The 14,036-nt window shown below is 71.1% G+C and carries 13 protein-coding genes; 10 read left to right on the top strand and 3 right to left on the bottom strand.

Features of this window, described 5'->3' with window-relative positions; translation table 11 throughout:
- From ACFVJS_RS19020 to ACFVJS_RS19040, 5 genes are all read left to right on the top strand, one after another.
- On the top strand, positions 1-1,037 hold a 1,037-nt coding region (locus ACFVJS_RS19020), incomplete at its 5' end, for an MCE family protein (protein ID WP_378883450.1).
- Positions 1,034-2,008 carry an MCE family protein gene (locus tag ACFVJS_RS19025; protein WP_378883452.1) on the top strand — a complete coding sequence of 325 codons (975 nt, stop codon included), beginning with the start codon at positions 1,034-1,036 and terminating at the stop codon, positions 2,006-2,008. The genes ACFVJS_RS19020 and ACFVJS_RS19025, both read left to right, overlap by 4 nt.
- Positions 2,008-3,048, top strand: coding sequence for an MCE family protein (locus ACFVJS_RS19030; RefSeq protein WP_378883455.1), 1,041 nt, complete (start codon positions 2,008-2,010; stop codon positions 3,046-3,048). The genes ACFVJS_RS19025 and ACFVJS_RS19030 overlap by 1 nt, the downstream gene beginning before the upstream one ends.
- Entirely contained in the window at positions 3,045-4,121 is a 1,077-nt protein-coding gene (locus tag ACFVJS_RS19035; protein ID WP_378883458.1) for an MCE family protein, read from the top strand. Before ACFVJS_RS19030 ends, ACFVJS_RS19035 begins: the two co-directional genes overlap by 4 nt.
- A complete protein-coding gene (locus tag ACFVJS_RS19040) occupies positions 4,121-5,215 on the top strand; it encodes an MlaD family protein (protein ID WP_378883460.1) in 1,095 nt (364 codons plus the stop codon). The genes ACFVJS_RS19035 and ACFVJS_RS19040 overlap by 1 nt, the downstream gene beginning before the upstream one ends.
- A gap of 2 nt (positions 5,216-5,217) precedes the next feature.
- On the opposite strand, the gene ACFVJS_RS19045 is transcribed toward ACFVJS_RS19040, so the two are convergent.
- From ACFVJS_RS19045 to ACFVJS_RS19055, 3 genes are read right to left on the bottom strand one after another with little or no spacing between them, the layout of a single operon-like run.
- Positions 5,218-6,381 (bottom strand): thiolase domain-containing protein, encoded by a 1,164-nt coding sequence (locus ACFVJS_RS19045; RefSeq protein WP_378883463.1) that lies wholly within the window; start codon positions 6,379-6,381, stop codon positions 5,218-5,220.
- Entirely contained in the window at positions 6,378-7,448 is a 1,071-nt protein-coding gene (locus tag ACFVJS_RS19050) for a thiolase domain-containing protein (protein ID WP_378883466.1), read from the bottom strand. Before ACFVJS_RS19050 ends, ACFVJS_RS19045 begins: the two co-directional genes overlap by 4 nt.
- Positions 7,449-7,467: 19 nt before the next feature.
- Entirely contained in the window at positions 7,468-8,421 is a 954-nt protein-coding gene (locus ACFVJS_RS19055) for a Zn-ribbon domain-containing OB-fold protein (protein ID WP_378883469.1), read from the bottom strand.
- Positions 8,422-8,504: 83 nt separating this feature from the next.
- Here ACFVJS_RS19055 and ACFVJS_RS19060 point away from each other — a divergent pair, with 83 nt between their 5' ends.
- From ACFVJS_RS19060 to fadD8, 5 genes are read left to right on the top strand one after another with little or no spacing between them, the layout of a single operon-like run.
- Positions 8,505-9,554 carry an LLM class F420-dependent oxidoreductase gene (locus ACFVJS_RS19060; protein WP_378883472.1) on the top strand — a complete coding sequence of 350 codons (1,050 nt, stop codon included), beginning with the start codon at positions 8,505-8,507 and terminating at the stop codon, positions 9,552-9,554.
- 31 nt (positions 9,555-9,585) lie between these two features.
- The gene (locus ACFVJS_RS19065; protein WP_378883475.1) at positions 9,586-10,443 is read left to right on the top strand and encodes an SDR family oxidoreductase; all 858 of its coding nucleotides are present in this window, start codon (positions 9,586-9,588) and stop codon (positions 10,441-10,443) included.
- Positions 10,440-11,651 (top strand): NADH:flavin oxidoreductase, encoded by a 1,212-nt coding sequence (locus ACFVJS_RS19070; RefSeq protein WP_378883478.1) that lies wholly within the window; start codon positions 10,440-10,442, stop codon positions 11,649-11,651. Before ACFVJS_RS19065 ends, ACFVJS_RS19070 begins: the two co-directional genes overlap by 4 nt.
- A 12-nt stretch (positions 11,652-11,663) precedes the next feature.
- Positions 11,664-12,380: a PaaI family thioesterase gene (locus tag ACFVJS_RS19075; RefSeq protein ID WP_378883480.1), complete on the top strand. Its 717-nt coding sequence runs from the start codon at positions 11,664-11,666 to the stop codon at positions 12,378-12,380.
- A gap of 54 nt (positions 12,381-12,434) precedes the next feature.
- On the top strand, positions 12,435-14,009 hold the full coding sequence (fadD8, locus tag ACFVJS_RS19080) for a fatty-acid--CoA ligase FadD8 (RefSeq protein ID WP_378883483.1): 1,575 nt from the start codon (positions 12,435-12,437) through the stop codon (positions 14,007-14,009).
- Positions 14,010-14,036: the final 27 nt, after the last annotated feature.

Genomic DNA, 14,036 nt, shown 5'->3' on the forward strand with positions numbered 1-14,036 from the left:
TGTCCGGACTGCGCGGCTCCTCGGGCCGCCCCACAGCGACCTACCTCAAGCTCGGCGCGTTCACGCTGGTCGCCGGGCTCGCCTTCGCCCTCGTCCTCGGCACGCTGAAGGCGCCGGTCGCCGGCGACCTGGTCACCTACACCGCCGAGTTCGCCGACGTGAACGGCCTGCACGAGGACGATGCCGTACGCATCGCCGGAGTCAGCGTCGGCAAGGTCACCGACATCACCGTCGATGCAGGCGGGAAGGCGACGGTCGAGCTGACGGTGTCCCGGAAGCAGCAGGTGCTGGAGACGGCGCGGCTCTCGGTCCGCTACCAGAACATCGCCGGGCAGCGGTTCCTCGGCATCGAGCAGACCCGCGGGTCCGGGAGGCCACTGGCCGCCGGGGCAAGGATCCCGGCGAGCCGGACCAGTGCCGGGTTCGACCTGACCGAGCTGCTCAACGGGTTCCGGCCGCTCTTCGACGTACTCGATCCTGCGGAGGTCAACCAGCTCGCCGCCACCATCTTGAAGGTCCTTCAGGACGAGGGCGGCAGCATCCCGGTACTGCTGGAGCAGACCGCCGAGCTGACCAGGTTCGTGGCCACCCGCGACCAGGTCTTCGAACGGGTGCTGGCCAACCTGACGCCCTTCCTGGCCGACCTGGCCGCTCAGGGGGACGAGTTCGAGTCCACGGTGCGCGAGCTGGAGAGGCTGATGAAGGGCCTGGCCGAGCAGCGCGACGCTCTCGGCGCCTCCGTCGAGGAGCTGTCCGGGCTCCTCGCCACCGGCGCCGACTTCGGTACGCGGATCGAGGCTCCCGCACGCACGCTGAGCCGCAACCTGCGGATCTCGGTGACCGCCTTCGCCGCCAACCTCACCAGCTTCCAGGGCGCCGTGGTCGCCTTCGCCGAGCTGGTCGAGACGCTCGGGAGGATCACCTCCTACCGCAACGCGCTCAACGTCTACGTCTGCCGCTACGACTTCTCCGTCGACGAGCTCGTGCTGGCCCTGCCGCCGAGCGACGACCGCTACTCCGAGGTGTGCTCCGGATGACTCCGCTCCGAACCATGGACCCGCTCAAGGTCGGGATCGTCGCCGTCGTGCTCGCCGCACTGGCGGTGGTCTTCGTCTTCCGTGCCGGAGCGCTCGGCTTCGGTGAGCGGGTGTGCGTGGCCCACTTCGAGCACACCGCGGGCCTCCGGGTCGGCGAGGACGTGACCGTGGCCGGCGCCCGGGTCGGGGAGGTGCGCTCGATCTCGCTCGGGGCCCACGACGTGATCGTCGAGTTCACGATCGAGGACCACATCCGGCTCGGTGCCCGCACCAGTGCCGAGATCGAGGTCGCCACCCTCCTGGGCACGCATCTGCTCGCCGTCGCCCCCGCCGGCGGGGGAGAGCTGGCCGAGGACACCATCCCGCTCTCGGCGACCAGCGTGCCCTACAACCTGCAGGACATCGTCGACCGAGGCAGCGCCTCCCTCGACGAGCTCGACCCCGAGCTCCTCTCCAACACCCTCGACGAGGTCGGCCGCACGATGGCGAGCTCCCAGCCCGATCTCGCCGCCGCCCTCGACGGTGTCTCCGCCGTCTCCGAAGTCGTGCTCACCCGCGCCGACCAGGCCGACGCCCTGGTGCGAGCGGCCGGCGACGTGACCAGGCGGCTCAACGCCAACAGCACCGAGATCGTCTCGCTGATGAAGCAGTCCAACGCGGTCATGACCGAGCTGCAGAGCAGGCGCGAGGCGATCCGCCGGCTGCTGGCCGACGCCCAGCGGCTCACCACGACCCTGCAACGGGTCGTTGCCGAGAACCAGCGCGACCTCGACGTGGCGCTGACGAAGCTGGCCGAGGTGATCAAGGGGCTGCGCGCCCAGGAGAAGGAGCTCAGCGCCGCCCTCGACGTACTCGGCCCGTCTGCCCGCTACCTGGCCAACGCCACCGGCAACGGCCCCTGGGTCGACATCCGGCCGGACGACCGCGCGCTGCCCGACGGGCTGACGTGCCGGCTGAAGGGGCTGTGCTGATGAGGGGTCAGAAGCTGGGCAGGTACGTCGCGATCCTGGTGGCCGTGGTCGTCGCCGTCGGTGCGGGTGCCGCGGCGATCCCGTTCGCCGGCACCTACTCGGTGACCGTCACGTTCGCCGACACCGCCGGCCTCTTCGTCGGCAACGACGTCGGCGTGCTCGGTGTCAAGGTCGGCGAGGTCACCCAGATCACGCCGGCGGGTGCGGGCGTGGAGGTCGACCTGGAGCTCGACCAGGACGTCGCCGTCCCCGCCGACGCCCAGGCGCTGATCGTCTCCCGCTCGGTCGCCAACGACCGCTACGTCGAGCTCACCCCCCGCTACGACGGTGGTCCGGTCCTCGCCGACGGTGATCTGATCGCCAGCGAGCGCACTCGCACCCCGGCCGACTTCGACGCCATCCTGAACGCCTTGCACCGGTTCAGCCGCGGGCTCGCCGGAGGCGACGGGAAGAGCGTCGACCAGTTCCTCCAGGCAGGCTCGGCGACCTTGGGGCCCAACGGGCAGCGGGCAGGCACCGCACTGGCCGACCTCGCCGCCGCCCTGAGCGAGATCAACGGCCACACCGACTCCGCCGTCACCGCGCTGCACGAGGCCGACGAGCTCACCAGCGCGATGGTCGCCCACGACGCGCTCATCGAGCTCTTCATCGAGAACGTCGCCGCGACCTCCGAGCTGCTCGCCGAGCAGCGCACGGAGTTCACCGCCACGCTGCGTACGACCCGGGAGGCGATCGACGCCCTGGCCAGGTTCACGCAGGCCAACGACAAGGATCTCCAGGCCGCGCTGGCGCAGGTCGACGCCGTGCTCGACCTGATCCTGGCGCACACCGACGACATCGAGGAGTTCGTCGAGGTGCTCCCGCTGGCCCTGCAGAACGTCGAGCAGGCGCGCGCCCCGGGTGGGGTGATGCTGCGCGTGCCGCTCACCGACGCGCTCAGCGAGGAGCTCGCCGGCCGCTGCCGCGAGGCGCTCGCGGACGTGTGCGACGTCATCGGCACCGACCCGCTCTCGGGCCCGCTCTCGCGGAGCCGGCCATGAGGCGGGCGATCGGCCTGTCCGCGGTCGCGGGCCTGCTGCTGACCGGGTGCGGCATCGACGCCCGTACGCTGCCCCTGCCCGGCACCCGAGCCGGGGACGACGCGACCACGGTCGAGGCCGCCTTCGACGACGCCCTCAACCTCAGCGTCGGGTCGAAGGTGAGCGTCAACGGTGTCGACGCCGGCCGGGTCACCGCCCTGTCCACCGACGGCTTCTCCGCGCTGGCCGTGATGAGCGTCGACGAAGACGTACGCATCACCGACCTCTCCTCGGCACGGCTGCGCTACGACACCCCGCTCGGGGAGGTCTACGTGGATGTGACGACCCCCGAGGGCGGCCGGGCGATCCCTGAGGGAGGACGGCTCGACCCGGCCCGGTCGACGACCGCGCCGACCGTCGAGGACGCGCTCGCCTCGGCCTCGCTGCTCATCAACGGTGGCGGGATCGGCGACCTGGGCCGGATCGTGGACGAGCTCGACCGTGCCGTCGGCGACGGCACCGACCTGGCCCAGGTGCTCGACCGGAGCGCCACCTTCCTCACCCAGGCCAACCGCACCACCGCCGAGATCGATCGTGCCCTCACCTCGCTCGACGCGGTCTCCGTGACGCTGGCGAACGAGAAGAAGACCATCACCGACGCGCTGGCCGCGATCGGGCCTGCGGCCCGCACCGTCCGGGAGCAGACGAAGCAGATCATCGCGCTGCTCAACCGTCTGGTGAGACTCTCCCGTGACGCCAACGGCGTGCTCGACCGGATCGATGACGACACCGTCGCCGTCGTCCGCGACGCCGGGGCGATCCTGGCCCAGGTCCGCCGCATCAGCGGAGATCTCGGCCCCGGTCTGGACACCTTCAGCGCGGCGATCAACGAGCTGCTCGAGGTCATCCCCGCCGACCACCTGCCGATCCAGCTCCGCGTCGACATCGGCGACTCCGTCGAGCAGGACCCGCTCAACCCGCTGCCTCCGCTCCTGGGGACGCCGGGCACCTCGCCGCCGCAGACCCCGTGGGACCTGGGAGACCTCCTCGGTGCCCCGGGGGAGCAGCTGCCCGGCCTCGGAGGTGAGGGCTGATGGCGCTGCGCGAGACCGACCGGCCTCTCTTCATCGGTTTCGGGGCAGCCGTGGTCGTGTTCGTCGGGGTGGTGGCGTACCTCCTCCTGGTCACGCTGCAGATCCCGATCCTGTCCCGGCCGGCCACGGTGACCGTCGACCTGGCGCGGACCGGTGGGCTCTACGAGGGTTCGTCGGTGACCTACCGCGGCGCCAAGGCCGGCGTCGTGGAGACGATCGAGCTGACGACCGACGGCGGAGCCCGGGCCCGGATCAGGCTGGACCCGGACGTCCGGATCCCGCAGGACTCACCGGCCAAGGTGCGCAGCCTGTCGCCGGTAGGGGAGCAGTACCTCGACTTCCAGCCCACCACCGCCTCCGGGCCCTATCTCCGCGACGGCAGCCGGGTCCGCGCCGAGGCGGTCGACGTGCCCACCACCCTGGCCAGCACCGTCGTCAGCCTCGACGAGCTGATGGACCAGGTCGACCCCGATCAGCTCCGGGCCGTCGTCGCCGGCCTGCGCACGACCTTCGCCGGCCGCGAGGACGAGCTCGCCGATCTGGTCGAGGGCAGCCAGGTGCTGCTGGTCACCCTCGACCAGGAGTGGCCCACCATCTCCCGCGTCCTGGTCAACTCCGAGTCGCTGCTGCGCATCGGCGACCGACATGCCTCCGACGTACGCGCCGCCGCGCACGACCTCCGCCTGCTCACCGCCGAGCTGGAGAAGGCCGATCCGGAGCTGCGCCGCGCGTTCGACCGCGGCCCCGAGCAGTTCGCCGACCTCGTCCGTCTGGTCGGCGTCCTGGACCGTACGCTGCCGCCGACCCTGGAGCGGGCCACCGCTCTGACCGACATCCTCGTCGTCCGCGACCCGCACCTGCGCGAGCTGCTGGCCGAGTATCCCGACGCCATCCGCGCGCTGGCGGAGGCGATGTACGACGGCGCGATCCATGGCGGCCTCGTCCTGCAGAACGACTACCAGTGCGACTACGGCGGCCCCAAGTATCCGGCCACCGACACCACCCCCGAGCCGCTCTACGAGGACGGCCACTGCTCCGCGCCACCCGACCGGGTCGTACGCGGCGCGGAGAACGCCCCCGGCTCGACCGGGTAGGGCTAGTTGGCCGGCGGTTCCGAACCCACGACCCACATCGCGAAGAACTGCGACCCGCCGCCGTAGGCATGCCCGAGCGCCCGGCGGGCGCCGTCGACCTGGTGCTCGCCTGCCCGGCCCCGGACCTGCAGGGCCGCCTCGGCGAAGCGGAGCATCCCGGAGGCGCCGATGGGGTTGGAGGAGAGCACGCCGCCGCTCATGTTGACCGGCAGGCGGCCGCTGATCGCGGTCTCGCCGGCTTCGCTGAGCTTCCAGCCTTCACCCTCGGCCGCGAAGCCCAGGTTCTCGAGCCACATCGGCTCGAACCAGGCGAACGGCACGTAGATCTCGGCGCAGTCGATCTCGCGCGCCGGGTCGGTGATCCCGGTCGCCTTCCACAGCGCCGCCGCGGCCTCGCGGCCCGCCTGCGGGTTGACCTGGTCGCGCTCGGCGGCCGAGGTGGGCTCCGAGCGCATCGCGGTGCCCTGGATCCAGGCGGGCGCGTCGTACGTCTTGGCGACGTCCTCGGCGGCGATCACCATCGCGCAGGCGCCGTCGGAGGACGGGCAGGTCTCGTCGTAGTGGATCGGGTCCCAGAGCATCTGGGAGGCCAGCACCGACTCGACCGTGGTGCCCTCGTTGTGGAGGTGCGCGTAGGGGTTCTTCAGGGCGTTGTTGCGGTCCTTGGCCGCCACGATGGCGCCGATGTGCGAGGGCGCCTCCGAGCGCCGGATGTAGGAGCGTACGTGCGGGGCGAAGTAGCCGCCCGCGCCGGCGTGCACCGGCATCACGAACGGGATCGGCACCGACAGTGCCCACATCGCGTTGGACTCGGACTGCTTCTCGAAGGCGACGGTGAGCACCTTCTCGTGCACGCCCGCCTGCACCAGCGAGGAGGCCACGATCGCGGTGGAGCCGCCCACCGAACCGGCGGTGTGCACCCGCAGCAGCGGCTTGCCGGCGGCTCCCAGTGCCTCGGCGAGATAGAGCTCGGGCATCATCACGCCCTCGAACAGGTCCGGTGCCTTGCCGATGACGATGGCGTCGACCTCGTCGAGGGTCAGCCCGGCGTCCTCGAGAGCCCGGTCCATGGCCTCGCGGCACAGCCCGGCCATCGAGACGTCCTCGCGCTTGGCGCGGTGGTGGGTCTGGCCGATCCCGATCACGGCCGCGGGGGTCTTGCTCACTTGGCTCTCCCGTTCTCCTGGGCTTCCATCACGCACACGAGGTTCTGCTGCAGTGCGGGCCCGCTGGTCGCGTGGCCGAGCACCTTGTCGGCGCTGCCGTCCCAGATCCGCTTGGCGGCCTCGCCGATCCGGATCGCCCCGGCGCTGAACATCGGGTTGGCGGCGAGCGCCCCACCCGAAGGACTGATCTGTACGTCCCCGCCCAGCCCGAGCGCGGAGCGCAGCACCAGCTCCTGGTGACTGAACGGCGCGTGCAGCTCGGCGACCTGGACGCCTTCCGTGCCGCCCACGGCGGCGGCCGCCCGCTCGGCCGACCCGGAGACGGTCAGGTCGCGGGTGCCGAGGTGGAGACCGTCGGAGCTGTGCGCGATCCCGGTGATCCAGGCAGGACGCTGGTTGGCCTCGTAGGCCCGGTCACCGGCGGCGAGGACGATCGCGGCGGCTCCGTCGGTCACGGGCGCGCAGTCGTGCTTGCGCAGCGGGTCGGCGAACATCGGCCGGGCGAGCAGCTCGTCGACCGAGGAGCCGCCGGCCCGGACGGCGTACTCGTTCTTCTCGGCGTCGGTCAGCGACCGGTTGACGACCTCGGCCATGGCGGCCTCGTCCCAGAGTCCGGCGTCGAGGCCGAGGCGCGCCTGGAGGGCGGCCAGGGACACGGTGTCGGGCCACAGCGGCGTCATCGTGTAGGGGTCGAGCTGCAGGGTGAGCGTCCGGCGCAGCACGCCGGCAGACGCCTTGCCGAACCCGAAGACCAGCGCGGTGTCGACCTCGCCGGTCTGGATCTTGAGCCAGGCCTCGTAGAGCGCCCAGGCGGCGTCCATCTCGACGTGCGACTCGTTGACCGGTGGCAGCACACCGATCGCGTCGATCGCGCTCACGAACGAGAACGATCGGCCGGCCAGGTAGTCCGAGGATCCGGAGCACCAGAACTCGATGTCCTTCTTGGCCCATCCGGTCTGCTCGTAGCACTCGGCCAGGATCGGCACGAGCAGCTCGGCCATGCTCGGCGATCCGTCGAAGTCCTTCATCTGTCGCTGGGCGAACCCGACGACGGCAACGTCTCTCATACGGTTCTCTCTCCCCGGCTCAGAGGTGGTGCTTGTAGCTGTCGAAGTCCGCGTCCGGCTCACCGGTCGGCGCGAAGTGGCTGATGTTCTCGATGCTGGTGCCCCATTCGTCGCGTGGCTTCCACACCGCCTTGACCCGCATCCCCATCCGGACCTCCTCGGCCGGGATGTCCAGGATCAAGTGCTGAAGCGCGATGTCGGCGCCGTCGAGGAGGACGTACGCGGAGACGTACGGCGGCTTGATCCGCTGTCCCAGGAACGGGACGTTCACGACGCAGAAGGTGGTCACCGTCCCGACGTGGGAGAGCTCGACCTCCTCCGAGGTCGGCACGCCGTCGGTCGGGCAGGCGCCGCGCGGCGGGACGTAGACCTTGCGGCACGTCGGGCACCGCTGGCCGAGGATGCGGCCCTCGGCCAGGCCACGGAAGAACGAGGACTCCTCCGGTGAGGCTGCGTAGCGGTAGTCGAGGCTGACCGGGGTCACGATCAGGCTGACGTCCTCGGAGCCGCCCGCCGGCCTACCCGTCTCAGGGGCGTTGGCGTCGTCGGCCACGAAGACCAGGTCGGTGACCGCCCCGGTGCGTTCCTCGGCCCACTTCGCCCGGACCTTCATCCCGGTCTCGATGTCGTCGGGGGAGGCGACCTCGACAGCGTGCAGCCAGGGCGTGTCGGCGCCGTCGACGGTGATCAGGGCGTACGCGAACGGCTTGTCGAACGGCTGGCCGGCGACGGGCTCGCTGACCCAGGTCCACGAGGTGACCGTGCCGGTGTCGGGGAGCTCGACGAACTCGGTCACGGCCTGATGCCCGACCGGGTCGAACTCGGGTGGTGGGACGGCCACTCGACCGTCGCTGAGACGTCCGCCGACGATGGTGGCGTCCCTCAGTCCGGTGAGGAAGCGGCCGATGACCGGGCCTGTGGATCTGGTGTAGTCGAAGGCGACCGTCACGGGTGCCTGGAGAGTGCGACTCATGACAGAAAGTGAAACACGTTCTAGTATTGCCCACAACCCGTACGGTGCGCCGATCGGCGGCGGAGCCGCGGACGAAGGAGTCGATGAGAGTGAAGCTGGGGCTACAGCTGGGCTACTGGGGAGCACAGCCGCCGAGCGGGGTCGGTGAGCTCGTCGCCGCCGCGGAGGAGGCCGGGTTCGACGCGATCTTCACCGCCGAGGCGTGGGGGAGCGACGCGTTCACGCCGCTGGCCTGGTGGGGCCGGGAGACGTCTCGGGTCCGCCTCGGCACCTCGATCGTGCAGATGTCCGGACGCACGCCGACCTCGATCGCGATGCACGCGCTGACGCTCGACCACCTCTCCCGTGGTCGGTTCGTCCTCGGCCTCGGCGTGAGCGGCCCGCAGGTCGTGGAGGGGTGGTACGGCCAGCCCTTCGGCAAGCCGCTCGCCCGCACCCGCGAGGTCGTCTCGATTATCCGGAAGGTGCTCGCCCGGGAGGCGCCGGTGACCAACGACGGGCCGCACTACCCGCTGCCCTTCACCGGCGAAGGATCGGTCGGGCTCGGCAAGCCGCTCAAGCCGATCGTGCACCCGCTGCGCTCCGACATCCCGATCTGGCTCGGCGCCGAGGGCCCCAAGAACGTCGCCCAGACCGCGGAGATCGCCGACGGCTGGATCCCGATCTTCTACACGCCCCGCTCCGCGCCGATGTACGCCGACTGGCTCGCCGAGGGATTCGCCCGCCCCGGCGCGCGGCGCACCGCCGACGACTTCGAGATCGCTGCGACCTGCCACCTCCAGATCGTCGCCGACGCGGAGGAGAAGAAGGCGGCGCTCGAGGCGATGAAGCCGTTCGCGGCGCTCTACATGGGCGGGATGGGCGCCAAGGAGCAGAACTTCCACAACCAGGTCTTCGAGAGGATGGGCTACGCCGAGCTCGCCGGCCAGGTCCAAGCCCTCTACCTCACCGGCGAGAAGGAGAAGGCCACCGCGCTCATCCCCGACGACCTCGTCGACGACCTGCACATCATCGGCACCGAGGCCGAGGTGCGCGACAAGGTGGCGCAGTGGGAGGAGACCGGGGTGACCACGCTGCTGCTGAGCCTCGGCTCGGCCGCCGACGTCCGCCGTATCGCCGAGGTGCTCGGGTGAAGCCGGCGCGCCTCTCCGGGGGCGTCCGCTGATGGCCGTCTACGCCGTCACCGGCTCGGCTTCGGGCATGGGGGCCGCGGTGGTCGAACGGCTCGTCGACGCCGGCCATCGAGTCGTGACCGTCGACCTGCGCGATGCCGACGTGGTCGCCGATCTGTCGACGCCGGAAGGCCGGCACGACGCCGTCGAGAAGGTGCTGGCAGCGGTCGGGGGCCGGCTCGACGGCGCCGTGCTCGCGGCCGGGCTCGGGCCGGCACCGGGCCGCGGACGGCCGGCGCTGATCACCCAGGTCAACTACCTCGGGGTCGTCGAGCTGTTGGAGGGCTGGCGCGAGGCGCTGGCGGCCACCGGCGACGCCAAGGTCGTGGTCTTCTCCAGCAACTCGACCACGACGATGCCGCTGGTCCCGAGCCGGGCGGTCGCCGCGCTGCTCGAGGGCGACGCGGAGCGGGCGGTGAAGGCGTATCGGATCTTCGGGAAGAACGCGCCGGCCATGGCCTACGGCGCCTCGAAGGTCGCCGTGACCCGGTGGCTGCGGCGGCGCGCGGTCGAGCCGGAGTGGGTCGGCGCCGGGATCCGGCTCAACGCGATCGCGCCGGGTGCGGTGCTGACCCCGCTGCTGGAGAAGCAGCTGGCGACGCCGGGGGAGGCGAAGGCGATCCGGTCCTTCCCGGTCCCGGCCGGCGGCTACGGCGACCCGGGCCTGCTCGCCGACTGGGTGATCCACATGCTGAGCCCGGCCGCGGACTTCATGGTCGGCAGCGTCGTCGTGGTCGACGGCGGCAGCGACGCGTGGTTCCGGGCCGACGACTGGCCACGGCCGGTGCCCGGCCAGCGGCTGCGGGGCTACCTGCGCAGGATGCGCGAGTTCAGGAAGGACCGCTCATGACCGATCCCCTGGCACCGGCGACGCTCGGCCCGGTGACCCTGCGCAACCGGGTGATCAAGGCGGCGACCTTCGAGGGTGCCTCGCCCGGGGCGCTGGTCTCGGACCGGCTGATCGACTACCACCTCGCCGTCGCCGAGGGCGGTGTCGGGATGACCACGGTCGCCTATCTCGCGGTGTCCGCGGAGGGACGTACGCATGCCGACTGCATCTACTGGCGACCCGAGGCTCTGCCCGGACTGACCAGGTTGACCGAGGAGATCCACAAGACCGGTGCCAAGGTCTCGGCCCAGATCGGGCACGCCGGCCCGGTGGCCAACGCGAAGTCCAACGGCGCACCATCGCTGGCGCCGGCGCGGTCGTTCAACGCGCTCGGCATGGCATTCAACCGCGCCGCGACCGGGGCCGACCTCGCCAGGGTCATCGAGGAGCACAGCGCCGCGGCCCGGATGGCTGTCGAGACCGGGTTCGACGCGATCGAGGTCCACCTCGGCCACAACTATCTGCCCAGCGCGTTCCTCAGCCCGCGCCTCAACCCGCGCACCGACGAGTTCGGCGGGTCGCTGGCCAATCGCGCCTCGTTCCCGCGCCGCATCGTGGCAGCCGTGCGGGAGGCGGTCGGGGGACAGGTCGCCGTGCTCGCCAAGATGAACATGCGCGACGGCTACCGCGGTGGGTTCGACCTGCCGGAGTCGGTGGAGTTCGCGCGGCTGCTGGAGTCCGACGGGCATCTCGACGCGCTCGAGCTCACCGGCGGCTCCTCGTTCATGAACCCGATGTATCTGTTCCGTGGCGACGCTCCCTACCGCGAGATGGCCGCCAACATGCCGCTGCACCCGGTGATCCGGATGGGCATGCGGATGGTGGGGAAGGGCTTCTTCAAGGAGTATCCCTACAAGCCGCTCTACTTCCTCGACAACGCCCGCGAGTTCCGCCGTGCGCTGAGGATGCCGCTCGTCCTCCTCGGCGGGGTCACCGACCTGGCCGGGATGCGGACCGCGATGGACGAGGGCTTCGAGTACGTCGCGATGGCCCGCGCGCTGCTGCGGGAGCCCGACCTGGTCAACCGCCTGCAGGCCGACCCCACGGCCACGTCGAGCTGCACCCACTGCAACCTGTGCATGTCGACCATCTACCCGGGGACCCACTGCCACCTCGACGACGAGCACGTCTACGGTGAGGCTCATCCCATCCCGCTGCCCCCATCCTGAAGGCGAGGCCCCATGTCGATGCACTACGGACGTGCCCACCACCCGAAGGCTCCTCCCGGATACGTCCACGACGACATGACCGACGCCGAGATCAAGGAGCGAGAGGCGAGCCTCGTCCCGCTGACCGACTCGGTCCGCGGGCTCGTCGACGCCGTCGTACGCACCCAGGTCCCGGACGCGGTCCTCGATGACGTACGCCGCCGGGTGGAGGCGCTGACCGACGAACTGCTCGCCGAGGCGCTGCCGGGCCCGCACGGGGTCCGCTTCGGGGCGGACGGCGGCTTCCGCAACTACGGCAACCCGGTGGTGGGGAAGGGCAACGCGTTCGCCCCGCCGCTGGCCGTGCAGCGCGACGGCGAGGACGTCTGGGCCGACTTCGAGCTCGGCCCGGCCTACGAGGGCCCGCCCGGGCTGGTCCACGGCGGCGTCTCGGCGCTGATCCTGGACCAGCTGCTCGGCGAGGCCGCCTCGGCGGGTGGCCGGCCCGGGATGACCGGCACCCTGACGATCGTCTACAAGCACGGGACTCCGCTGGGCCCGTTGCGCGGCGAGGCGCGGATCGCGTCGACCGAGGGGGTGAAGGCGATCGTGCGCGGACGGCTGCTGACCCGGCCGGCCGACGGGTCGGAGCCGGTGCTGTGCGTCGAGGCCGAGGGGATCTTCATCCTGCCGCGGTGGGCGCGCCAGCCGGTCGACGAGAGCGACCGGAAGCATGTCGGCGACGCCTGAGACGTCCCGCACCAACCCCTAGAACACGTTCTAGTTTCGCGGTAGGGTGCGGGCATGGATACCAGCCGCATCGGTCCCCACAACGGTCATCTGATGGTCTCGGCGCTGGAGCGCCACAAGAACCGTCCGATCATCCATCTCGGAGACGTGAGTCTGACCGGGGCGGAGGTGGCCGCGCGGATCAGCCAGTACGTCCAGGCGTTCGAGGCACTCGGCGCCGGCACCGGCTCGGCGACCGCGCTGCTCGCGCTCAACCGTCCCGAGGTGCTCTTCATCCTCGGCGCCGGCCAGACCCAGGGATTCCAGCGCACCTCGCTGCATCCGCTGGGCAGCGCCGAGGACCAGGCGTACGTCATCAACGACGCCGGCATCACCGGTCTGGTCATCGACCCCTACTTCGCCGACCGTGCGGTCGAGCTGCTCGAGCTGTGCCCCGGGCTGAAGCAGGTGCTCACCATCGGCCCGGTGCCGCCGCAGCTGGCCGAGGTCGGCGTCGACCTGGTCGCGGCCGCCGCGACGTACCCGGTCGAGCCGCTGACCGCGCGCCTCCTTCCTCCGGACCACGTCACCTCGATCACCTACACCGGCGGCACGACCGGGAAGCCGAAGGGGGTGATCGGGCTCGCTGGTTCGTTCGCGACGATGACGCAGGTGCAGCTCTCGGAGTGGGAGTGGCCCGAGGCGCCCCGCTTCCTGATGTGCACGCCACTCTCGCACGCGGGCGCCGCGTTCTTCGTGCCTGTCGTGATCAAGGGCGGCACGCTCTTCGTGCTGCCGAAGTTCGACCCGGCCGAGGTGCTGGAGACCATCGAGCGCGAGCGGATCTCCTCGCTCATGGTGGTGCCGACGATGCTCTACGCACTGCTGGACCACCCGGACTCCCGCACCCGCGACCTGTCGTCGCTCGAGACCGTCTACTACGGCGCCTCGGCGATCAACCCGGTGCGCCTGGCCGAGGCGATCGAGCGGTTCGGGCCGATCTTCGCGCAGTACTACGGCCAGTCCGAGGCGCCAATGGCGATCACCTATTTCGCCAAGGCCGACCACGTCGATGCCGACGGCAAGCCGCTCACCCACCGGCTGACCTCCTGCGGCCGGCCCTCCGCACTGGTGCGTACGGCCCTGATCGGTCCCGACGGCACCCCGGTGGAGCCCGGTGAACCGGGTGAGATCTGCGTCGCCGGCCCGCTGCTCTCCGGCGGCTACTGGCAGCTTCCCGAGGTCACCGCGGAAACCTTCCGGGACGGCTGGATGCACACCGGCGACGTCGCCCGCGAGGACGAGGACGGCTTCTGGTACATCGTCGACCGCACCAAGGACATGATCGTCACCGGCGGCTTCAACGTCTTCCCGCGCGAGGTCGAGGATGTCATCGCGACGCATCCGGCCGTCGCCCAGGTCGCCGTCATCGGCACTCCCCACGAGAAGTTCGGCGAGGCGGTGACCGCCGTCGTCGTCGTACGCCCCGGCGCAGCCCTGACCGACGAGGTCGTCGCCGAGATCCAGGCCCTGGTCAAGGAGCGGAAGGGCTCGGTCCAGGCGCCGAAGTCGGTCATCGAGATCGACGCGATCCCCATGACCGCCCTCGGCAAGCCGGACAAGAAGGCCCTCCGCGCCCGCTTCGCCTGACCCCACCAGCCGAGGCGTCACGTACGT

The organism is Nocardioides sp. NPDC057772 (assembly GCF_042798075.1).
Taxonomy (GTDB): domain Bacteria; phylum Actinomycetota; class Actinomycetes; order Propionibacteriales; family Nocardioidaceae; genus Nocardioides.

Coding starts and splice junctions, on each gene's coding strand:
- ACFVJS_RS19060 (WP_378883472.1), top strand. CDS start 8,505: ATGAGAGTGAAGCTGGGGCTACAGCTGGGCTACTGGGGAGCACAGCCG.
- ACFVJS_RS19050 (WP_378883466.1), bottom strand. CDS start 7,448: ATGAGAGACGTTGCCGTCGTCGGGTTCGCCCAGCGACAGATGAAGGAC.
- ACFVJS_RS19065 (WP_378883475.1), top strand. CDS start 9,586: ATGGCCGTCTACGCCGTCACCGGCTCGGCTTCGGGCATGGGGGCCGCG.
- ACFVJS_RS19040 (WP_378883460.1), top strand. CDS start 4,121: ATGGCGCTGCGCGAGACCGACCGGCCTCTCTTCATCGGTTTCGGGGCA.
- ACFVJS_RS19070 (WP_378883478.1), top strand. CDS start 10,440: ATGACCGATCCCCTGGCACCGGCGACGCTCGGCCCGGTGACCCTGCGC.
- ACFVJS_RS19030 (WP_378883455.1), top strand. CDS start 2,008: ATGAGGGGTCAGAAGCTGGGCAGGTACGTCGCGATCCTGGTGGCCGTG.
- ACFVJS_RS19075 (WP_378883480.1), top strand. CDS start 11,664: ATGTCGATGCACTACGGACGTGCCCACCACCCGAAGGCTCCTCCCGGA.
- ACFVJS_RS19035 (WP_378883458.1), top strand. CDS start 3,045: ATGAGGCGGGCGATCGGCCTGTCCGCGGTCGCGGGCCTGCTGCTGACC.
- fadD8 (WP_378883483.1), top strand. CDS start 12,435: ATGGATACCAGCCGCATCGGTCCCCACAACGGTCATCTGATGGTCTCG.
- ACFVJS_RS19025 (WP_378883452.1), top strand. CDS start 1,034: ATGACTCCGCTCCGAACCATGGACCCGCTCAAGGTCGGGATCGTCGCC.
- ACFVJS_RS19055 (WP_378883469.1), bottom strand. CDS start 8,421: ATGAGTCGCACTCTCCAGGCACCCGTGACGGTCGCCTTCGACTACACC.